Source organism: Sphingomicrobium aestuariivivum (assembly GCF_024721585.1).
Taxonomy (GTDB): Bacteria; Pseudomonadota; Alphaproteobacteria; order Sphingomonadales; family Sphingomonadaceae; genus Sphingomicrobium; species Sphingomicrobium aestuariivivum.
In genome coordinates this window covers 529,331-550,002 of sequence record NZ_CP102629.1, presented here as the reverse complement: position 1 = coordinate 550,002, position 20,672 = coordinate 529,331, and the positions used below count along the sequence as shown (strand labels likewise).

Here is a 20,672-nt window from a genome sequence, read left to right as displayed (position 1 = left end):
GTCGTGAGAGCGCTCAGCTCGCCTTGGAGATGGGCGCGCGCTGGCGTTCGAGCCAGGCGACGAGGTCGCCGAGCGGCATGAGCGTGTTGAAGGTGATCCCTGCGCTCTCGTCACTCTGCCAGCGCACCGAGGCGCGGATCGGCGCCATGCCGGGCAAGGCCACCCCGAGGTCCTTCTCCCCGCGCGGTAGCGGCTGGCGGACGGCGACCTTGACCCCGCCCTGGCTGATGTCCTCGACCTGCGCGGGGATGGGGTGGCTGTCGACATAGAGGCTGACGGGGCAACTGACCTCGATCCGCGGCATGCGGGGGCGGGGCCCTTCCATCGAGGTCGAGAGGATGGAGAGGATGTCGATCTTCTCGTCGAACTGGACGCCGACATTCTGGCCCTTGGTCCAGATCGCCTTGCCCGAGACGGGCTCGCCATTCTTGAGCTCGACGGTGAGCGCATCGCCCTCCGCGATGCGGCAGTAGGCGCGGATCATCATGCCGCCCGCCGAGATGTTCTTGATGAGGCACAGTTCGCGGCGGTCGCCGAGCATCACCGAGCCGACGCGGTAGAGCGTCAGGTGACGCTCGCCATCGCGCTGGTCGAGGCGGTCGGCGGACGGGGTCTCCTCGTCGAGCGAATAGAGCGTGGTTTCCATCATCTGGTCGCTCAAGGGGGCCTCCTTTGCCGAAGTGGAGATCATTGCATGGCGCAACGTCGTCATGTCCTGCCCGAGGAATAAAGGCGACCACCTTACCAACTCGTTAGGGCATTCACCGCTATGGTGCGGGCCGGGGCAGGTTTGCTCCGGATCGGATCGAAATGCGCCTTCGGTCCATCTTGAACAGGCGAGGCGCCGCAGCGCCCTTGACTTCAGGCGCGACATGGTAAAGGGGCAATTTCGGCAAAAGGTTCAACATCTTAGCGGGTTCATCCATGATCGACATCGTCAGGCGAATGACGCCCGCGCGGGCGCGCGCCCATCCTCATGCGCTCCTGTTCGTCCTCCTTATGGCGAGCCTGCCGCTGATCGCGCTGTTGAGCCCGATCGACCATGACGAGACGCAATATCTTGCCGCCGCCGAACTGGTCGCGGGCGGGATGTCGCCGTTCCGCGACTTCCTCTACCTCCAGACGCCCTACCAGCTCTATGTCCTCGCCCCGCTGTTCGGCGATCCCGAGTGGCACGGCCTCCTCGCCGCGCGGCTCTTCTCGGGGCTGATGGGGGCGGGCGTGATCGCGCTCGTCTATGGCGCGCTTCGCGAGGGCGGGGTGGCGCGGCATCACGCGATGATGGCGGCGGGCGCCATCTGGTTCTGCCATGCCTTCCTGTTCGGGGTGACGCTGGTGCGCAACGATGCGCTGCCAGCGCTCCTGCTCGCCTTCGCCTTCTTCGTCGCGATGGGCGCGGTCGATCCGGCGCAACCCGGGCGCCGCTACAAGTGGCTGCTCGCGGGGCTCGCCATCGGCGCCGCGACGGGCACCAAGATCAGCTATGCGGTGATGGCGGGTGCCTTTGCCGCCTTCCCGCTGCTCGCCGCCATCTTCGGGGTGATGGGCAAGCGCCGTGCGGTGGCGACGACGCTGGTGACGAGCGCGGGCGTGGTGCTGGCGCTGGTGCCGATGCTGTGGATCCGCGAGACCGCGCCGACCGCCTTCGACTATGGCAATTTCCATTATCATGCCGAGGCGCCCTTCCTCTGGTACGAGGCCAATGGCCGCGCCCACCGCCTGACGCTGGGCATGAAGGCCATCGACGGGCTGCTGACGCTGGTGCGGGGACCCGCGCTGCTCGCGCTCGTCCTCTACACCTTGCTGCGGCTGCGCTCATTGAAGGCCCGCGAGGCCCAGATCCCCGCGCTGCTGCTCACCGACCTTGCCATCCTCGCGGGACTGGTCGCCACGCTCGCGCCGACGCCGATCCATCGCCAATATGCGATCCCGCTCCTGCCGCCGCTGTTCGTCGGCCTCGGGCTGGCCTGGGCGCGCGACCGAGGGGCATTCGTGGACAAGCACTGGCTGAAGCCCGCGGTCGGCCTGTTCCTCGCGATCGGCCTCGTCCAGCCCGTCTACAACCTCGGCGGCGCAGCGCTCGACAAGCCCACGCCCACGGTGGTCGCCGAGGAAGGGCGCGCGCTTGCCGCATTGCTCGGCGCCGAGGGGATCGAGGGCGAAGTGGCCACGCTCAGCCCCGAAACCGTGGTCGGGAGCGGACTGGCGCTCGACCCGATGTTCGCGACCGGCCCCTTTGCCTATCGCACCGGCGACATGATCGACGCGGCCGACCGCGACGCGGTGGGCTTCGTCTCGCCCTCGACGATCACCGACTATCTCGAGGAAAGCCGTCCGGCGGCGATCGTGACCGGCTATGAAGCGAGCCACACGGTCGACCGCATCGGGCTGGAGGTGCCGATCGAGGGTTTTGCGCGCGAGGCGGGCTATCGCCGCGTGGAAAGCGGGATCGGCGGGGCGACCTTCTGGCTGCGCCCCGCCGATTGATCCGGCTGCCGACTAACGCCGGGTCTTCTTGGCGTAGGCGACCCCGCCGACATCGGTGCGGAAGATCTCGTTGCGGCACATCGAGCCGGTCGAACTCTTCGAGCCGATGAACTCGGCGAAGTGGCGCTGCCACATCAGTTCATCGCCCGCATAGCTGTAGAATTCGAACGGGCGTCCGGGCTGGACCGTCCACGAGCCCTCGTCGAGACCGCCGTCCTTCTTGGGCAGGCTGTAGCGATAGTAGATCACGCCCGAACAATCGTTACGGAACTTGAACTTCATCATACCCGAGCGGCTGTCGTAGACGGTCTCGACGAGCACGACGCAGCCGGCAGCGGGTTTGTAGCAGCCGTAGCGCTCCTGCATCTCGGCATGCTCTTCCCAAGTGAGCGGGGGCTGGCTGCCGCGGACATGGGTTTCCACACGGCCCTCGACCGGCGTCAGGCCGCCATTGTCGCCGCCGTTTCCGTTGCCGTTGGAGCCTTCGCCTCCATTGTCGCCGGTGTCGTTGCCATGACCATTGTCGGCGTAGCGCGGGGCGCCCGAGCCGTCGCCGCCATTGCCGCCTGCGTTGTCGCCATTGCCGTTGGCACCCGACCGGTTCGCGCAATCGCCATATTGGACGACGTCATAGGGGTCGTCCTTCTCCATGGTGGTGCAGTTGCTCAGCGTCGGCATGTTCACCTTGAGCGTCATCTGGCGCGGCGCCTGCGTATTGGTGCGGCGACGGGCGACCTGCTCTTGTCGACGCGCTTCCTGCCGCTGGCGGGCCGTCGAAGTGGTCGCGGCCGCATTGCTGGGGGAAGGGGCGCGCGCGGCGGCCTGCTGCTGCGCCATTTCGGCCTGCATCCGCGCCATCTCGTTCTCGAACTCGCGCTGGTCGGCCATGGCCTGGCCGATCTTCTGGCCCGCCTCGAGCGCGCTTTCGGTGAGCGCCATGGCGACGGGATCGCCACCCTGCCGCGCGGCCTCGCGCATCTGTTCGGCGTAGAGGCGCGAGGCATTGGCCTGCGCATCGGGGTTGGTGGGGGCGGTCATCGCGAGGCGCCCTTCGAGCGAGCTGACAGCGCGCTGCGCTTTCTGGAAGCTGTCGGCCTCGCCCTGTTCGGCGTGCATGCCGACCTGGCCGAGCGTCGAGGCAAGCTGGCCGACCTGTTCGGCGCCGAGCCCCATCTCGGTGCCGATGGCGGCACCGGCGACCGCGCCGATCAACCCGCCGAGCAGGCCGTCGCGCTTCTTGTTCTGCTGTTCGGCGATGCGCTGCTGTTCGGCACGGCGACGCGCTTCGGCCTCGCGGCGCTGGCGCTCGGCCTCCGCGGCCGCGGCGGCCTCGCGCTTCTCGGTGAGCGCGGCGTAGAGCATCGACGGCGTTTCGCCCGACAGGCTGACGTGACCGGCATCGGCGCCGGCATCGAGCAGCAGCTCGGCAAGCGGGTCGTTCTCGGCACGGATGGCCGCGAACAGCGGGGTCTCGCCCTTATTGTCCTCGACATTGGGTGAGGCACCTGCGGACAGCAGCATTGCCGCCATTTCTTCATTGTTGCCGTTGATGGCGACAGTGAGCAGCGGCAGGCCGGTCTTGGGGAAGGGGCGGTCGACATCGGCCCCTTGCGCGATCAGCAAGCGAGCGGTGTCGAGCTTTTCATGCCCCAAGGCGTAGTGGAGTGGTGTCTGCTTCGAGGAATCCTGCGGGTCGACATCGGCGCCGGCGCGCAGGAGGAGCGCCGCAGCGCGGGTCTGGCCCTCGCTGGCCGCCATGTGAAGCGCGGTGAAGTCGGTCTCGGGAACCGTGGCCCACAGATCGACGCCGGCCTCGACGAGCGAATTGATAGCGTCGATGCGATCGCGCTTGGCTGCCGAAAGCAGGGGGGAGATACCCTGGCTGCTGGCGAAGGAGGGGTCGGCGCCGCCGTCGAGCAGGGCATCGACAGCGTCCTGGTGCCCTTCGACGATCGCATATTGGAGGGCGGTCCAGCCCGCATCGCTGTTCGAGCGGACATCGGGATTGGCGCCGGCCTCGAGGAGCGAGCGGATGGTGGTGGCATTGCCATCATTGGCGGCGGTGAGCAGCGCAAGGCGCTTGGCGTCGTCGGAGATGACACCGCTGTCGCCCGCCAGCATCACGGCGAGGAGGTCGGGATCGTCGTTGGCCAGCGCCAGCAGCTCGTCCGAGACGACGGGGGCGCCCGCTTGCTGCATCGCGCGGAGCATCGAGAGGGCCCCGACAGGGGAGACCTCGGCCTCGGCCATCGTCTCGATATAACGGACAATGCTCCGTTCAAGGCCGGCGCGTGCCTGCGGGCCCGCCTGCGCGGCGAGATGGGTCGCAATCGGGGATGCGGTGCGCGGCGTTACCGCATTGATCACGTTGGTGAAGTTGCACGGACCGGGATTGCGTTCGCACATCGACAGGAGTGGCTGGAGATGCCGGGCAACATCGGCCGGCGCGCCGAGCTCCTCATTCGAAAGGTACAGCGTCGTGCCCACGCAGCCCGGGTCGAAGCCCGCATCGCACAGGGCCTGCATCCGCGAACGGACAGCTGTCTCGTCGAGCTTGGTGACGCCCCAGTGCTCGCCCGTCCTCGCGAAGAACAGATATTGGAAACAGCCGACCTGGTCACCCCCGAGGCAGCTCTGTTCGAACAGCGGGACCGCTTCCTCGAGATCGGCGTCGGTGCCGAGCCCCATCTGCTGCCACCAGCCCTGCACGAGGCAGGCGCGGGCAGCATCGTTGCGGCAGGCCGAACGCAGGGCGGCATAGCCCTTCTTCGGAGCGAAATGCTTGCCGCCGCGCATCTCGTCGGCCTGGCTGCACGCTTTTTGCTCCCCCGCGGCGCAGGCGATGTCGAAGGCATCCTGCGTATCGAAGGGATCGAGGCCGAAATAGTCGGAGGTGTAAGTGCGCATGTCGACGAGCGACTGGGCCGATGCCGCGCGCGGCGACAGCGTGGCGGCAAGCAGCACGGCGCCGAGAAAGGCCGCAGTGCGGCGCAGGCCGAAGCGGCCCTGATGAAAGCGGAACATGGTGGTACCCCCCGAGAATATCGCTCGCCCCGCATAGCTAACAGGGTCCTGCCGTTTCGTAAAATCCTATTATTAATTCCGTTTACCACGGCAAATTAACAAAGGTGACAGGCTCCGATCGGGGCGTTAGCGTCGCGGCGAATCAACCGGGGGACAATCAATGAAATCCAAACTCGTCAAACCTGTCGTGATCGCAGCCTGCGCCGTCAGCATATCGGCCTGCGCGGCCAAGCCCGTGAACATGTCGATCGGGCAGGTGCCCGCGGCGGAAGGGCAGCGGCTCGCCTCGCTCGGCCAGACGATCAGAGTCGGCGAGATCTCGGGTGGCAAGAAGACGACCGTCGTGGCGGAGGTCTCGAACGAGGACTTCCAGGCGGCGCTGCGCCAGTCGCTGGCAAATAATGGCCTGCTGGCCTCGAGCGGGGGCGATTACCAGCTGACGGCCGAGCTCATGCGCATCAAGAAGCCGATGGTCATGGTCAACGCCAAGGTGACGTCGGAAGTGCGCTACCAGCTCACCGACATGGCGACGGGCGAGCTGTTGATGGATGAGCTTGTCGAGGTCGACTATACCCAGTCCTTCGGCTCGGCGCTTCTCGGGGAAACGCGCCTGCGCAAGGCGATCGAGGGCTCGGTGCGGACCAACATCACCGAATTCCTCGACCGCCTCGCCGACCAGATGGGCGATGAGACGCCGCGCGCGAGCGACGGTATCGAAATCAGCATCATCCTGTCCGGCGAAGCAGGGACTTTCGGCTTCTGACGACACGGCACCGGCGCGCGGGCAACCGCTCGCGCGCCATCGTCGCGTCATGCTCGTCGGTGAAGTGGAAGGCTGGTGAGCCGTGCAGGGGTCGAACCTGCGACCTACTGATTAAAAGTCAGTTGCTCTACCAACTGAGCTAACGGCCCAACCAGCCGGGTGCCGACCTAGCGGGAGGCTCCCGCGCGATCAAGGCATGAATTTCAGTTTTTCGGCCGGGCTGCCCGCAGCCGTGCCGCGAGGTGGCGCAGCGCCAGCCCGCCGGTGATCCGCCAGTCGGGCGCGATCTGCGCGAGGGGGAAGAGCGCCGAGGGGCGCTCGGCCAGCGCTTCATGGGGGATGGTCAGGCCTTGGGCATGATATTCGCCGCCGTCCCAGGCGAGAATGTCGAGGTCGAGGACGCGCGGGCCCCACGCCTTGCCGGCGCGGCGACCGAACTCATGCTCGATGAACTTGAGCGCGACCAGCATGGCCTCGGGCTCGAGCTCGCTCTCGACCAGTGCGGCGGCATTGGCGAAATCGCGTCCCGCGCCGCCGAAGGCGGGGTTGAGGAGGATGGGGGAGGCGTCGAACAGCTCATGGTCGCGCGCCAGCCGCGCGATTGCTGCCTCGACCACCGCCTGCGGGCGGCCGTAGGTCGAATGGGGGCGGTTGGAGCCGATGCCGATGCCGTAAAGATGTTTGTCCATTGTCCTCTTTCTGCGGCTCCGATAGGCCAGCGGCATGAACAAGACCAGCCCTGCCGATCTCTCGCCGCTGCCCGACTGCGAACCGCTGCGCGATTGCCCGCTGTGCCCGCGGCTGGTCGACCTGCGGATGGAGCTGAGGAGCGAGCATCCCGACTGGTACAATGCGCCCGTGCCCGCCTTTGGCGACCCCGATGCCGGCGTCGCGATCATCGGGCTGGCACCGGGCAAGCACGGCGCCAACCGCACGGGGCGGCCCTTTACCGGCGACTATGCGGGCGACCTGTTGTTCGACGTGCTGATGCGCACGGGGCTTTCGGTCGGCGACTATCAGAGCCGCATCGACGACGGGGTCGAACTGAAGGGCGCGATCATCCTCAATGCGGTGAAATGCCTGCCGCCCGAGAACAAGCCCACGGGTAATGAAATCCAGCATTGCCGGCCGTTTCTCGAGGAGATGCTGGGCAAGCTGCCCAAGGTCCACACGCTGTTCGCGCTCGGCAAGATCGCGCATGACGCCGCCTGCCGCGCGCTCGGCATGACATTGAGCGCCAACAAGTTCGGGCATGGCAATGTGCACCATGCGCCGAACGGACTGCGGCTGGTCGATAGCTATCATTGCAGCCGCTACAACCAGAATACGGGGCGTTTGTCGGACGAGATGTTCCTGATGGCGCTACGCAAGGCGGTCTCGCCCGGCCTCAAGGGTGAGGCGGCAGACGAACTGCGCACCGAGCGGCTCGTCCTCCGGCGCGCGCGCAAGGAGGATGCCGACGCGCTGCATACGCTGTTCACCGACGAGGAGACGATGCAGAGCTGGTCGACCACCGTCCATGACACGATGTTCGAGACCGAGGAGTGGCTGCGCGGCATGATAGAGGCGGCGGGCCCCCATTCGGACGATTTCATCGTCGAGAAGGATGGCGAGCTCATCGGCAAGTGCGGGCTGTGGGACGTGCCCGAGATCGGCATGATGATCCGCCGCGACCATTGGGGGCATGGCTATGCCACCGAGGCGCTCGCGGCCTATCGCGACTATATCCGCGCCCGCGGGCTGCCCTACATGTTCGCCGACGTCGATCCCGCCAATGTCGGCTCGCTGAAAGCGCTCGAGAAGATCGGCTTCACCCGCTCGGGGTACAAGGAAAAGGCGATGATGCACGGCGACCGGTGGGTCGACAGCGTGTATCTGCGCATCGACCTCTAGAGGTCTTCGGCGAGCCTCTTGTAAAGCTCGGGGCGGCGGTCGCGGAAGAAGCCGAAGGCGGCGCGGTGCTGGCGGATCTGGGCGATGTCGAAACTTGCCGTGAGCACGCCCGTCTCCTTGGCCCCGAATTCGGCGACGAGGTCGCCGCGTTCGTCGCAGATGAAGCTGTGGCCGTAGAAATTCTGGCCGCACTCGCTGCCGATGCGGTTGGCGGCGACGACGGGCACGACGTTCGACACGGCATGACCGATCATGGCGCGGCGCCACATGCGGCTGGTGTCGAGGTCGGGGTCGTGCGGCTCCGAACCGATGGCGGTGGGGTAGAAGAGGATCTCGGCGCCCATCAGCATCATCGCGCGCGCGGTCTCGGGATACCATTGGTCCCAGCAGATGCCGACGCCCATGACGCGATCTTCGGGGCCGTCCCAGACCTTGAAACCGGTATTGCCGGGGCGGAAGTAGAATTTCTCTTCATAGCCCGGGCCGTCGGGAATGTGGCTTTTGCGGTAGACGCCCGCGATCTTCCCGCACGGCGCGATCCAGGCGAGCGAATTGTAATGGTGGTGACCGTCGGCCTCGAAGAAGCTGGTCGGGATCCAGATGTCGAGCTCGTCGGCGAGCTCCTGCATGGCGAGCACGCTCGGGTGCTTGGCAGTGGGTTTGGCGGTGGCGAAGAGGGTCTCGTCTTCCTCGCGGCAGAAATAGGGGCCTTCGAACAGCTCGGGCGGGAGGACGACCTGCGCGCCCTTGCCCGCCGCCTCGCGGACGAGCTCGGAGACATTGGCGATATTTTCCTCCACGCCGCCACCGAGGGCGAGCTGGAGGGCGGAGACGGTGATCTTGTCGCTCATCGCGGCACCTGCTGTGAAATGCAGTGGAAGGAGCCGCCACCCGTGAGGATGTGGTCGGCGCGGATACCGGTCACGCGGCGGTCGGGGAAGAGCCCGCCGATCGCCTCGATGGCGGCAAGGTCGGCCTCGCTGCCATAGAGCGGCACGACGACCGCGGCGTTGCCGATCAGGAAGTTCATGTAGCTCGCCGGCACGATGCGGTCCTCGCCCGTTTCGGGGTCGGGGCGGATGACCGCGCCCGGTGAGGGGATGGCGGTCACCTCGAGGTCGGCCTCCAAGAGCGCGGCGGCGGCTTCGGCGTAGGCTTCCTCGTTGGGATCGTCCTCGCCCATGGGTTCGGGGATGGCGACGCGGCCTTCGCCCACGAAGCGCGCGAGATTGTCGACATGGCCGTCGGTGTGGTCGTTGACGAGGCCCTTGCCGAGCCAGACCACGCGGGTGGCGCCGAGGTCGCGTTTCAACCGCGCCTCGATGTCCTCGCGGCTGAGGCCCGGATTGCGGTTCTTGTTGAGGAGGCATTCCTCGGTGGTGAGGTAGGTGCCGGTGCCGTCGCCATCGACCGCGCCGCCCTCGAGGATCCAGTCGGCCTTTGCATAGGGCAGGGACGTGGTGGCCGCGAGGCGCTCGCCCACGCTGTCATCGCCCTCGAGCTCATATTTGCCGCCCCAGCCGTTGAAGCCGAAGCCCTGCGCGCGGCGGTCGGCGCCTGTGCCCGTGACGATCGGGCCGGTATCGCGCAGCCAGATGTCGCCGAAGGGTTCGACGATGACGGTGGCGAAGGGACAGAGGCGCCGCGCCTCGGCGGCGGCCTCCTCGTTGGCAGCGACGAGGCGGACCTCCTCGCCCTCGCCATCGGCATGGAGCGCGGTCGCCAGCGCGGCGACCTCGGCCTGCGCGGGGGCGAGATCGTCTTCCCACAACTCTTCATGGCTCGGGAAGCCGATCCACATGGCGTCGTGCGGGGCCCATTCGGCGAGGGGAATATTGTGCGGGGGGTTGGTCATGCCCCGCAGATAAGCGCGCTTCATGGTGGTTGCAACGCGCATCGGGCTTTGCAAGCATGAGGCGAGTTCAAGTGAGCGTTTTGGGGGGACCAATGAAAATGATGTTGTTTGGCGCCGCGGCCCTGCTGGCCGGGACGAGCGCCGGTGCGCAGCTCATGTCGGCGGGCGATGCAGCGCGCGATTTCGGCTCGCGGCAGACCTTCTGGGGCGCCGATATCTCGCCGACGGGCGAGACCATCGCGGTGCTGACCGCGGGCGAGGGGGCCAGGACCTTCGTCCAGACCTATCGGCTCGACGGCAGCGCGCCGAAGACGCTGTTCGGGGTCGATGGGGTCGACCAGCAGCTCGATTGGTGCCGCTTCGGGTCCGAAACCGCGCTCGTCTGCCGCTATTCGGGGCAGGCCGAGGTCAATGGCCTGCTGCTCGACTGGGGGCGGCTTGTCGCCGTGTCGACCGACGGCAGCTTCGATCCCACCCCGCTGGGCGAGCGGTCGAGCAATTATGATTCGCAGATCCGCCAGTTCGACGGCGGTATCGTCGATTTCCTGCCGGGCGAGGATGCGGTGCTGATGGCGCGCAACTATGTCCCCGAGACGGCGCGCGAGAATTCGAACATCTCCAAGACCACGAGCGGGCTCGGGCTCGACCGCATCGGGATGGGCGATTTCCGCCCGCGCCGCGTCGAGCGGCCCAATGACGCGGTCGACGGCTTCCTCAGCGACGGGCGGGGCGACGTGCGCATCCGCATCCGTCACGAGCGCGACAGCAATGGCGATTACACGGGGCGCACGCGCTACGACTATCGCCTCGCGGGCAAGAGCAAGTGGGAAGATCTCGGCATGGCCGACCGCGACAGCGGCTTCCGCCCCGTCCTCGTCGAGGCGCAGGGCAACAGCGTCTACGGGCTCGAGCCGCTCGATGGGCGCGATGCGCTCTATCGGATGACGCTCGACGGCAGCGGGGCCAAGGAACTGGTCGCCAGCCACGAGCGGGTCGATATCGGCGGGCCGGTGCGCCTCGGGCGCGGGCTGCCGGTGATCGGCTATCAATATACCGACGAGCGCGACCATATCGTCTATTTCGACGCGCAATATGACGCGCTGAGCCGCGGTCTCGCCAAGGCGCTGCCGGGCGATGGCACGGTAACCTTCCACGGCGCGAGCGCGAACGGCAACATATTGCTGCTCCACGCGGGCTCGGATGCCGACCCGGGCGCCTATTATGTGATGAACCGCGCGACGCGCGAGATGTCGCCGCTGATGGGGCTCCGGCCGCAGTTCGACGGGCGCTCGCTCGCGACAGTCGAGGCGGTGACCTACGCGGCGCGCGACGGCGCCGCCATCCCCGCTTATGTCACGCTGCCCGCCGGCCATGAGGGCGGCGCGCTCGGCGCGGTGGTGCTGCCGCATGGCGGGCCCGAGGCGCGCGACACGTGGGGCTTCGACTGGCTGGCGCAATATTTCGCGGCGCGCGGCTATGCGGTGATCCAGCCCAATTTCCGCGGCTCGGCCGGCTACGGTCAGGACTTCCGAAACGACAACGGTTTCCGCAACTGGCAGACCGCCGTCAGCGACATCGAGGATGCCGCGCGCTACCTCATCGCCGAAGGGGTGGCCGACCCCGAGCGGGTCGCCATCGCGGGCTGGTCCTATGGTGGCTATGCGGCGCTCCTCGGCGCGGCCGAGGCGCCCGACCTCTACAAGGCCGCCATCGCCATCGCGCCGGTCACCGACCTTCGCCTGATGCGCCGCGAGGCGCGCGACTTCACCAGCGGCGAACTGGTCGAGGACATGCTGGGCTCGGGCGACCATCTCGTCGCCGGCTCGCCGCGCCACCGCGCCGACGACATCTCGGTGCCGGTGCTGCTCGTTCACGGGGGGCGCGACACCAACGTGTCCTTCGACCACAGCCGCCTGATGGAGGATGCGCTTTCCGATCGCGGCGGCGCGGTCGAGCTCATCGCCTTCGAGGAGCTCGACCATGGGCTTGCCGACAGCGAGGCGCGCATCCGGATGCTGGGGGCGGCGGGCGAATTGCTCGACGCGACGATCGGCTCCTGACGGAGCCGGTCACTCGCTCCAACAGAAAAGGGCGGCGCCTTTCGGCACCGCCCTTTTTCTTTGGTCCGAGAACCCTCGCGGCTTAGCGCGAGTAGAATTCGACGACCAGGTTCGGTTCCATGCGAACGGGGTAGGGAACCTCGTCCAGCGTGGGGACGCGGGTGAAGCTCACCTGGTGATCGCTGTCGACCGAGACATAGTCGGGGATGTCGCGCTCAGCGAGGCCCTGCGCTTCGAGGACGAGGGCCATTTCCTTGGCCTTCGAGCCGAGCGAGATCTCGTCACCGACGTCGCAGCGACGCGAGGCGATGTTGCACTTCACGCCGTTGACGCGGATGTGACCGTGCGAAACGAGCTGGCGCGCGGCCCAGATGGTCGGCGCGAACTTGGCGCGGTAGACGATCATGTCGAGACGGCGCTCGAGCAGGCCGATGAGGTTCTGCGAGGCGTCGCCCTTCATGCGGCTGGCGTCCTGGAAGGTGCGCTTGAACTGCTTTTCGGTGACGTCGCCGTAATAGCCCTTGAGCTTCTGCTTGGCGCGCAGCTGCAGACCGTAGTCCGACATCTTGCCCTTGCGGCGCTGGCCGTGCTGGCCGGGGCCGTATTCGCGGCGGTTGACCGGGCTCTTCGGACGACCGAAGACGTTCTCGCCCATGCGGCGGTCGAGTTTATACTTGGCGCTGGTGCGCTTCGACATGGTATTTCTCCAACTAGCTTTTTTCCGTGTCCGGACCGCTCCGCCCGCCCCGGGGGGCTGACGCGATCACCACTTCACCGGACATGTGGGATCAATTGCGAAGGCGCGCCTAGCCGAGGCGTGCTTCAAGGTCAAGCGTTGCAGCCACTTAAGGACCCTGCCATGGCGGGCGCATGAACGAGATCCGCGATCCCGAAGCCTGCGAGACCATGGTGCATGTGCGCGCCGGGGTCGATGACGTCGACCGCCAGCTGGTGGCGCTGCTGAAGCGCCGCTTCGGATACATGCGCGCCGCCGCGCGCATCAAGCCGACCCGGGAGGCCGTACGAGACCAGGACCGCAAGGACGATGTCCATGCCAAGGTCGCCGCTGCGGCCAAGGCAGCCGGCCTTCCCGCAGAACGGCTGTGGCCGGTGTGGGAAGAGCTGATGGAGCAGTCGATCGCTTACGAGTTCGAGCGCTACGACGCGACCCGCGGCTAGGCTTTCATGAGCTGGCGGATGACGCCGTGGAGCGCCTTCAGTTCGCGCTCCGACCAGCCCGGCTTGGTGAGAATGGTGCGCAGGGTCGCCTGCGTCGCTTGCGTGCGCTCGGGCGGGAAGAAATAGCCCTTTTCGTCGAGCGCGCTGTTGAGGTGCCCGATGAGCGCGTCGAGTTCGGCCTTGGTGGCGGGGGGCTCCAGTTCCTTGTCGGTCGGCTGGACGAGTTCGTCGCCCGCGCCGCGCGACCATTCATAAGCGAGCAGGATCACCGCCTGCGCGAGGTTGAGGCTGCCGAATTCGGGGTTGATCGGCACGGTGACGATCTTGTCGGCGCGGCCGATGTCCTCGGTCTCGAGCCCCGAGCGTTCGGGGCCGAACAGGATGGCGGTGCGGCTGCCTTGCGGGAGGGCGTGGATTTCCTTCGCCATCTCCTCGGGGCCGACCACCGGCATGACGAGGTCGCGGCGGCGCACGGTGGAGGCGAAGACGAGGCTGCAGTCGGCCAGCGCCTCGGCGGTGGTGTCGAAGACCTGCGCGCCATCGAGCACCATGTCGGCGCCGGAAGCGGCGGGGCCGGCCTCGGGATTGGGCCAGCCGTCGCGCGGGGCGACGAGGCGCATCTCGGTGAGGCCGAAGTTGAGCATGGCGCGCGCGGCCTTGCCGATATTCTGCCCCAGCTGCGGGTTCACGAGGACGATGACGGGCTTATTCATCATGCCCGTCCACGCTCTCGGCGAAATCGGCGAAATCGCCCGCTTCCTTGAAGTCGCGATAGACGCTGGCGAAGCGGATGTAGGCGACGCTGTCCAATGCCTTCAGCCCGTCCATGACCGCCTCGCCGATAAGGTCGGCGTTCACTTCGTCGCCCTGCGTCTCGAGCTGGCGCTGGATCGAATGGGCGAGCCGTTCGATCTGGCCTTCGGAGATGTTGCGCTTGCGGCAGGCGTGGCGGATCGAAGCCTGCAGCTTTGGCTGTTCGAAAGGCTCGCGCTTGCCGTCCTTCTTGACCACCGTGAGGTCGCGTAGCTGGACGCGCTCGAAGGTGGTGAAGCGCGCGCCGCAGCCTTCGCACTGGCGGCGGCGACGGATGGCCGCGCCGTCTTCCGACGGGCGGCTGTCCTTCACCTGGCTCTGTTCATGGGTGCAGAAAGGGCAGCGCAACGGATCAGAACCCCTCGTAGATGGGGAAGCGGTCGCACAGCGCCTCGACGCGGCCCTTCACCTCGGCCTCGACCGAGGCATCGCCTTCGCCGCCGGTCTTGGCGACGCCGTGGAGGACGTCCGCGACCATGTCGCCGATCGCCTTGAACTCTTCGGTGCCGAAGCCACGGGTGGTGCCGGCGGGCGAACCGACGCGGATACCGCTCGTTTTCATCGGCGGCAGCGGGTCGTTGGGCACGCCATTCTTGTTGCAGGTGATGCCGGCGCGCTCAAGCGCTTCGTCGGCATCCTTGCCCGAAATGCCGAGCGGGCGAAGGTCGATGAGGCCGACATGGGTGTCGGTGCCGCCCGAAATGAGGTCGGCGCCGCGCCCCTTCAGCGTCTCGCACAGCACCTTGGCATTGGCGATGACCGCCTTGGAATAGGTCTTGAATTCGGGCTGGAGCGCTTCGCCGAAGGCGACCGCCTTGGCGGCGATGACGTGCATCAGAGGACCGCCCTGGAGGCCGGGGAAGACCGCCGAGTTGAGCTTCTTGCCGAGCTTTTCGTCATTCGAGAGGATCATGCCGCCGCGGGGGCCGCGCAGCGTCTTGTGCGTGGTCGTGGTGACGACATGGGCATGCGGGAGCGGCGAGGGGTGCTCGCCGGCCGCGACGAGGCCGGCGAAATGCGCCATGTCGACGTGGAGGATCGCGCCCACCTTGTCGGCGATGGCGCGGAAGCGCGCGAAGTCGATGACGCGCGGATAGGCCGAGCCGCCCGCGATGATGAGCTTGGGGCTATGCTCGACGGCGAGGGCTTCGACTTCGTCATAGTCGATGAGGTGGGTGTCTTCGGTGACGCCATATTGCACGGCGTTGAACCATTTGCCCGACTGCGCGGGGCGCGCGCCATGGGTGAGGTGGCCGCCGGCATCGAGGCTCATGCCGAGGATGGTGTCGCCGGGCTGGAGAAGCGCGAGATTGACCGCGCCATTGGCCTGCGCGCCCGAATGGGGCTGGACGTTGGCATAGGCGCAGTCGAACAGGCTCTTCGCCCGCTCGATCGCCAGCGCTTCGACCGCGTCCGAAGGTTCGCAGCCCTGATAATAGCGCTTGCCCGGATAGCCTTCCGCATATTTGTTCGTCAGCACGCTGCCCTGCGCCTCGAGCACCGCCTTCGAGACGATGTTCTCGGACGCGATCAGCTCGATCTGCTTCTGCTCGCGCTTCAGCTCGGCGCCCAGCGCCTCGGCGACCTTGGGATCGGTGGCGGCGACGCCATCGGTGAAGAAGCCGTGGCTACGGATATCAGCTGCGGAGGCCATGAGGGTCTTTCTTAATCCGAGAGTTTGTCGACGCGGCGCTGGTGGCGACCGCCTTCGAAGGGAGTGGTGAGGAATGCCTCGACGATCGCCTTGGCCATGTCCGAACCGACAAGGCGCTCGCCGATGGCGATGACATTTGCGTCATTGTGCTGGCGGGCGAGTGCGGCCGAGAGCGGCTCGTCGACGCGGGCGCAGCGGCAGGCGGGATTGCGGTTGACCGCGATCGAGATGCCGATGCCCGAGCCGCAGATGGCGATGCCGCGTTCCGCATTACCGGCGGCGACATGGTCGGCGAGCTTTCGCCCGTAATCGGGATAGTCGACGCTGTCCTTGGCATCGGGTCCGAGGTCGGTGACCTCGTGACCGGCGTCGGTCAGGTGGGAGACGAGCAGGGCCTTCAGGTCGAAGCCTGCGTGATCGGAAGCCAGCGCGATTTTCATGGCCTCCCTGATAAGGCCGGGGGGCCCGGTGCGCCACCCGTTTCTTGACGTGAAAATCGCACTTGTGTATTAGATTGGCAATACAGTAACCGTATGAGGGGGGAATTGGACATGATGCTCACGATTGCTGCCATGGCCGCCGCGCTGGCGCATCCCGCCGCGCCCGAAGCGCAAGACGGCGACGTCGAGGTGATGGTGCTCGGCATGTACCACCTCGCCAATCCGGGGCTCGACATGATCAATGTCGATGCGGGCGACGTGCTCGAGCCGCAGGCGCAGGCCGAGCTGGCGGCACTGAATGCCTCGCTGGCGACGTGGCAGCCGACCAAGATCCTCGTGGAGGACATGTCCGATGCCGGGGATCTCAGCATCGCCGACTATCGTGACAATGCGGAAAAGCGCATCGCCGAGGAGCGCAGCGAGACCTACCAGGTCGGCTATCGCCTCGGGCAGATGCTCGGCCATGCCGACATCTACGGCTTCGACGAGCAGCCGACGGGCGACGAGCCCGCCTATTTCCCGATGGGGCCTGTGCAGGCGTGGGTGGAGGCCAATGACAAGCAGGGCGAGTTCGGCGCACTGCTCGGCTGGGCGCAGGCTTTCATCGAGGGCGAGATGGCGAAGACCGCCGACTGCACGATCGCCGAAAAGCTCCTCATGCACAATGACAGCGCGCTGATGCGGCAGGGGCACGAGAAGCTCTATTACGGCTTCCTCGACTATGGCGACGGGACCGACCAGCCGGGCGCCGAATTGAACGCCTATTGGTACATGCGCAACGCCAAGATGTTCGGGAAGGCCATGCTGGTCGTCGAACCGGGCGACCGCGTGCTGATCATCGTCGGCTCGGGGCACAAATATTGGCTCGACCATTTCGTCGACGCGATGCCGGGCTACCGCGGCGTGGATGCCACGCCCTACCTCCTCGCCGCCGAGGGCAACCGCTGCCAATAGCGGCTTGATGTGCGGGCCGAGGGTGCGCATGGTCCGGCCATGCGACCCTTCGGCCTGCCTCTTCCGGTAATCCTCCTCGGCGCGGGCGGGCTGCTGCCCCCGCTGGGCCTGATCCTCGCCAGCTTCATCGACAGCCCCGCGACCCATTCGATCGCCTTCTGGGGCGTGGTCTATGGCGCGCTGATCCTGACGTTCCTCGGCGGGTGCTGGTGGGCCTTCGCGAGCAACATGCGCCCGGTCTCGAATGTCATCCTGCTGGTCTCGGTGCTGCCGAGCCTCGGCGCCTTCGCGCTGCTCATCGGCCTGTTCAGCTTTGCCTCGCTCTCGCCGCTGGTGGCGGGGGCGATGGTCGGCGGCGCGCTGTGGCTGTCGCCGCTGGTCGACCGGCACTTGTCATTGAAGCGCGTGACGCCGCGCTGGTGGATGACCCTGCGCGTGCCCCTGTCGGCAGGCCTCGGCCTGCTCACCGTCATCTGCGGCTGGCTGGCGGCCTAGGCGGCCAGCTTGAGTTCGAGCCGGTTCCAGATTTCCACGAGGGCGGTGACGAGATCGTCCATCATCGCGGCGGTGTGGAAGGGGCCGGGAGTGAAGCGCAGGCGCTCGGTCCCGCGCGGCACGGTCGGGAAATTGATCGGCTGCACGTAGACGCCATATTCGGCGAGCAGGATGTCGCTAATTTCCTTGGCCTTCACCGGATCGCCGACCATCAGCGGCACGATGTGGGTGACGCTGTCCATGACGGGCAGTCCTGCCTCGCGCATCTTGGTCTTGAGCATGGCGGCCGCATCCTGCTGCGCCTGCCGCTCGACGCTCGAGCCCTTGAGGTGGCGCACGCTCGCCAGCGCGCCTGCCGCGAGGACGGGCGAGAGCGAGGTGGTGAAGATGAAGCCCGGCGCATAGCTGCGGATGCAGTCGATGATATTCCTGTCGGCGGTGATGTAGCCGCCCATCACGCCGAAGGCCTTGCCGAGCGTCCCCTCGATGATGGTGACGCGGCTCGCCACCTCGTCACGCTCGGAGATGCCGCCGCCGCGCGCGCCGTACATGCCCACGGCATGAACTTCGTCGAGATAGGTCAGCGCGCCATATTTGTCGGCCAGGTCGCAGATCGCCTCGATCGGGGCGACGTCGCCGTCCATCGAATAGACGCTCTCGAAGGCGATGAGCTTGGGCGCGTCGGGCTCGACTTCCATCAGGAGCTGCTCGAGATGCTCGAGGTCGTTGTGCTTGAAGATGCGCTTCTCGCAGCCCGAATTGCGGATGCCCGCGATCATCGAGGCGTGGTTGAGTTCGTCCGAGAAGATGACGCAGCCGGGCAGGAGCTTGCCGAGCGTCGACAGCGCGGCCTCGTTCGAGACATAGCCCGAGGTGAAGAGGAGCGCGCCTTCCTTGGCGTGGAGGTCGGCGAGTTCGGCCTCGAGGTCGACATGGAGATGGGTGTTGCCGCCGATGTTGCGGGTGCCGCCCGAGCCGGCGCCGACATCATGCAGCGCCTCTTCCATCGCCTTGATGACGACATCGTGCTGGCCCATGCCGAGATAGTCGTTGGAGCACCAGACGGTGATCGGGCGCGGACCGTTGTGACCGTGGAAGCAGCGCGCATTGGGGTAATTGCCCTTGTTGCGCAGGATGTCGATGAAGACGCGATAGCGTCCCTCGTCATGCAACCGGTCGATGGCCGCCTGGAAAATTCCGTTGTAATCCATGGTCCTCGCTCTTGTCGGGCGACCCCTTAAGGCCTTTTAACGAAAAGATCAAAGCGAGCCTAGGTCGGTGATCCCGAAGGGCGCGAGCGCTGTGTTCATGCCGGGCGGAATCCCGGCGGTGAAGAGCGCGCGTCCCGGCGGGGCATCGTCGGGCCAACTCTGTCCCTTTGTCAGATAGGCGATTCGCCGCGCGATACCTTGACCACCGTCAATGAACCGCACCTGAGGATGGGCGTGGGCGAGCCAGTCGGCGAGGAGCGGGAAGTGGGTGCAGGCGAGCACGACGGTGTCGAGTTTGTCGCCGTCCGGCTGGTCGAACAGCGGCTGGGCCGCAGCGACGGCGGCGGCGGGGTCGACCTGCTCGCCGCGTAGCCTCGCCTCCGCCAGCTCGACGAGGTCGGCCGAGCCGTGGCGCAGGACGGTGCAGTCGCCCGCGAACCTGGCGGCAAGATCGTCGACATAGGGCTGGCGAACGGTGGCGCGGGTGCCCAGTACGCCGATGACGCGGGTCGCGGACAGTTCGGCCGCGGGCTTGATCGCGGGGACGGTGCCAACGACCGGCACGTCGAGCGCGGCGCGGACATGGTCCAGGGCGATGGTGCTGGCGGTGTTGCAGGCGATGGTGACCAGCCGCGGGCGCACTCGCTCGACGAGGCGGCCGAGGAGGGCGGGGACGCGCGCGGCGATCTCGCCCTCCGAGCGGGTGCCATAGGGAAAGGCCGCATTGTCGGCGGCATAGACGATCGGCGCCGAGGGCATCAGCGCGCGCGTCGGCCCGAGGATCGACAGGCCGCCGATACCGGAATCGAAAAAGAGGAGGGGCGCGTCGGGCTGCATCGCCTGCGGGGCTACCCCGTCCCCTTGTCGATACGCAAGCGTCACATCAGTCCTTGCCGGGATAGACCAGCTCGAACAGATAGTCCTCGCCGTCCTCGTCCGTGAAGGAGAGGTCGCGATATTCGGCCCGCTCGATCATGCCGCTGCCGTCGCGGTCGAGCCGTTCGAAGAGTTTGCCGAGCCCGCCATCCTCGCCGCCACTGGCGCGATAGCCGGCATTGTCGAACGTTTTCGCGCCACCGAGAAATTCGTCGCGCGACAGGCTGTTCGAACGATCGCTGTCGGTTACCTCGAAGCCCATGTCGTAAGGATCGTTGCCTGGCTCGGGGGCCATCACGATACGATAGCGGTTGCGCGGCACGACGGCTTCGGGGGGGCGCTGGCCGTCGCGAACCTTGACGGTGCGGAACGAGACTTCGCCGGTGCCGAACTCCTCGGCCGTGAGGCGCCCGTCGCCATCCTTGTCCAGTTCGCCGAACAGCCGGCCCATCAGTGCATTGACCTCGGCGGCGTCGAGGTTTTCGCTCCTGTCCTCGCTCACGCGGGTGGCGTGGGTGCTGCGGGCGAGGAATTCATTGCGTTCGATGAAGTTGTTGCCGTCGCGGTCGAGGGCGACGAAGGCGTTGGTTTCGTCAGCGGGGTGCATGATGGCAGCGGCGGCGATGGCAATGGCGATAAGCATGAGAGACACTCCGAACAGTCGACGCCGCGACCGACGTGGTGCGGCTGGAGCCACTGCTGCACCGTCTGCCGGGTCGCCGCCGAGGTCCGACGGACCGGATACGGCCTGTCCGTACCGCTCCTCGTAGCGCCGTGCGGCCTCGAGCGAGGTGGCGGCGCCGAGCTTGTGGCGGGCGCGCTTCAGCCGTTTCTCGACCGCATGGTGCGAGATGCCGAGGTCGAGCGCCATCTCCTTGGCGGTCTTGCGCTCGAGGATGCCGGCGAGCACCTCGCGCTCGCGCCTCGTCAGTCCGGTCGTGTCGTCAGCCATGACCCTTCCCTAGCGC

20 protein-coding genes, 1 tRNA gene and 1 pseudogene are annotated in these 20,672 nt (G+C 66.9%); 8 read left to right on the top strand and 14 right to left on the bottom strand.

The window, feature by feature from the left end; genetic code table 11:
- Positions 1-13 precede the first annotated feature (13 nt).
- On the bottom strand, positions 14-661 hold the full coding sequence (locus NUW81_RS02680; RefSeq protein WP_245110155.1) for a PilZ domain-containing protein: 648 nt from the start codon (positions 659-661) through the stop codon (positions 14-16).
- 263 nt (positions 662-924) lie between these two features.
- Here NUW81_RS02680 and NUW81_RS02675 point away from each other — a divergent pair, with 263 nt between their 5' ends.
- The gene (locus NUW81_RS02675; protein WP_245110153.1) at positions 925-2,487 is read left to right on the top strand and encodes a glycosyltransferase family protein; all 1,563 of its coding nucleotides are present in this window, start codon (positions 925-927) and stop codon (positions 2,485-2,487) included.
- Between the two features lie 12 nt (positions 2,488-2,499).
- Here the strand turns inward: NUW81_RS02675 and NUW81_RS02670 are convergent, their stop codons facing one another.
- Positions 2,500-5,511, bottom strand: coding sequence for an ankyrin repeat domain-containing protein (locus NUW81_RS02670; protein WP_245110151.1), 3,012 nt, complete (start codon positions 5,509-5,511; stop codon positions 2,500-2,502).
- A gap of 160 nt (positions 5,512-5,671) precedes the next feature.
- On the opposite strand from NUW81_RS02670, the gene NUW81_RS02665 reads away from it, so the two are divergent.
- Positions 5,672-6,274 carry a hypothetical protein gene (locus tag NUW81_RS02665; protein ID WP_245110148.1) on the top strand — a complete coding sequence of 201 codons (603 nt, stop codon included), beginning with the start codon at positions 5,672-5,674 and terminating at the stop codon, positions 6,272-6,274.
- Positions 6,275-6,347: 73 nt separating this feature from the next.
- Here NUW81_RS02665 and NUW81_RS02660 read toward each other — a convergent pair.
- Both NUW81_RS02660 and folK read right to left on the bottom strand, forming a co-directional pair.
- Positions 6,348-6,423 (bottom strand) — tRNA-Lys (locus tag NUW81_RS02660).
- A gap of 54 nt (positions 6,424-6,477) precedes the next feature.
- Positions 6,478-6,963 carry a 2-amino-4-hydroxy-6-hydroxymethyldihydropteridine diphosphokinase gene (gene folK / locus NUW81_RS02655; protein ID WP_245110146.1) on the bottom strand — a complete coding sequence of 162 codons (486 nt, stop codon included), beginning with the start codon at positions 6,961-6,963 and terminating at the stop codon, positions 6,478-6,480.
- Between the two features lie 34 nt (positions 6,964-6,997).
- On the opposite strand from folK, the pseudogene NUW81_RS02650 reads away from it, so the two are divergent.
- Positions 6,998-7,651: pseudogene (locus NUW81_RS02650) on the top strand (uracil-DNA glycosylase); the annotation flags it as partial.
- Positions 7,631-8,167, top strand: a complete 537-nt coding sequence (locus tag NUW81_RS02645) for a GNAT family N-acetyltransferase (protein ID WP_245113649.1) — start codon at positions 7,631-7,633, stop codon at positions 8,165-8,167. The pseudogene NUW81_RS02650 and the gene NUW81_RS02645, both read left to right, overlap by 21 nt.
- On the opposite strand, the gene aguB is transcribed toward NUW81_RS02645, so the two are convergent.
- Positions 8,164-9,018 (bottom strand): N-carbamoylputrescine amidase, encoded by an 855-nt coding sequence (gene aguB, locus NUW81_RS02640; protein WP_245110144.1) that lies wholly within the window; start codon positions 9,016-9,018, stop codon positions 8,164-8,166. The two genes, NUW81_RS02645 and aguB, sit on opposite strands and share 4 nt — an antisense overlap.
- On the bottom strand, positions 9,015-10,046 hold the full coding sequence (locus NUW81_RS02635) for an agmatine deiminase family protein (protein WP_245110142.1): 1,032 nt from the start codon (positions 10,044-10,046) through the stop codon (positions 9,015-9,017). Before NUW81_RS02635 ends, aguB begins: the two co-directional genes overlap by 4 nt.
- Before the next feature lie 68 nt (positions 10,047-10,114).
- Between NUW81_RS02635 and NUW81_RS02630 the strand changes: the two genes are divergently transcribed.
- Positions 10,115-12,082 carry an alpha/beta hydrolase family protein gene (locus NUW81_RS02630; protein ID WP_245110140.1) on the top strand — a complete coding sequence of 656 codons (1,968 nt, stop codon included), beginning with the start codon at positions 10,115-10,117 and terminating at the stop codon, positions 12,080-12,082.
- An 82-nt stretch (positions 12,083-12,164) separates the two neighbouring features.
- Here NUW81_RS02630 and rpsD read toward each other — a convergent pair whose 3' ends face one another.
- Positions 12,165-12,779, bottom strand: coding sequence for a 30S ribosomal protein S4 (gene rpsD, locus NUW81_RS02625; RefSeq protein WP_245110137.1), 615 nt, complete (start codon positions 12,777-12,779; stop codon positions 12,165-12,167).
- 173 nt (positions 12,780-12,952) lie between these two features.
- Here rpsD and NUW81_RS02620 point away from each other — a divergent pair, with 173 nt between their 5' ends.
- Complete coding sequence (locus NUW81_RS02620; RefSeq protein ID WP_245110135.1) at positions 12,953-13,261, top strand: chorismate mutase; 309 nt, start codon at positions 12,953-12,955, stop codon at positions 13,259-13,261.
- On the opposite strand, the gene NUW81_RS02615 is transcribed toward NUW81_RS02620, so the two are convergent.
- The 4 genes from NUW81_RS02615 to rpiB are packed head-to-tail and all read right to left on the bottom strand — an operon-like array spanning position 13,258 to position 16,168.
- The gene (locus NUW81_RS02615) at positions 13,258-13,974 is read right to left on the bottom strand and encodes an RNA methyltransferase (RefSeq protein ID WP_245113648.1); all 717 of its coding nucleotides are present in this window, start codon (positions 13,972-13,974) and stop codon (positions 13,258-13,260) included. The genes NUW81_RS02620 and NUW81_RS02615 overlap by 4 nt on opposite strands.
- The gene (gene nrdR / locus NUW81_RS02610; protein ID WP_245110132.1) at positions 13,967-14,422 is read right to left on the bottom strand and encodes a transcriptional regulator NrdR; all 456 of its coding nucleotides are present in this window, start codon (positions 14,420-14,422) and stop codon (positions 13,967-13,969) included. Before nrdR ends, NUW81_RS02615 begins: the two co-directional genes overlap by 8 nt.
- A 4-nt stretch (positions 14,423-14,426) precedes the next feature.
- Entirely contained in the window at positions 14,427-15,728 is a 1,302-nt protein-coding gene (glyA, locus tag NUW81_RS02605) for a serine hydroxymethyltransferase (protein ID WP_245110130.1), read from the bottom strand.
- An 11-nt stretch (positions 15,729-15,739) separates the two neighbouring features.
- A complete protein-coding gene (rpiB, locus tag NUW81_RS02600; RefSeq protein WP_245110128.1) occupies positions 15,740-16,168 on the bottom strand; it encodes a ribose 5-phosphate isomerase B in 429 nt (142 codons plus the stop codon).
- A gap of 111 nt (positions 16,169-16,279) precedes the next feature.
- On the opposite strand from rpiB, the gene NUW81_RS02595 reads away from it, so the two are divergent.
- Together NUW81_RS02595 and NUW81_RS02590 are read left to right on the top strand one after the other, a co-directional pair.
- Positions 16,280-17,122: a DUF5694 domain-containing protein gene (locus NUW81_RS02595; RefSeq protein ID WP_245110125.1), complete on the top strand. Its 843-nt coding sequence runs from the start codon at positions 16,280-16,282 to the stop codon at positions 17,120-17,122.
- Positions 17,123-17,161: 39 nt separating this feature from the next.
- Complete coding sequence (locus NUW81_RS02590) at positions 17,162-17,617, top strand: DUF3429 domain-containing protein (RefSeq protein ID WP_245110123.1); 456 nt, start codon at positions 17,162-17,164, stop codon at positions 17,615-17,617.
- Here NUW81_RS02590 and hemA read toward each other — a convergent pair.
- The 3 genes from hemA to NUW81_RS02575 are packed head-to-tail and all read right to left on the bottom strand — an operon-like array spanning position 17,614 to position 20,656.
- The gene (gene hemA, locus NUW81_RS02585; protein ID WP_245110120.1) at positions 17,614-18,828 is read right to left on the bottom strand and encodes a 5-aminolevulinate synthase; all 1,215 of its coding nucleotides are present in this window, start codon (positions 18,826-18,828) and stop codon (positions 17,614-17,616) included. The genes NUW81_RS02590 and hemA overlap by 4 nt on opposite strands.
- 48 nt (positions 18,829-18,876) lie before the next feature.
- Entirely contained in the window at positions 18,877-19,665 is a 789-nt protein-coding gene (gene murI, locus NUW81_RS02580; RefSeq protein ID WP_245113645.1) for a glutamate racemase, read from the bottom strand.
- A 46-nt stretch (positions 19,666-19,711) separates the two neighbouring features.
- Complete coding sequence (locus NUW81_RS02575) at positions 19,712-20,656, bottom strand: EF-hand domain-containing protein (RefSeq protein WP_245110118.1); 945 nt, start codon at positions 20,654-20,656, stop codon at positions 19,712-19,714.
- Positions 20,657-20,672 lie beyond the last annotated feature (16 nt).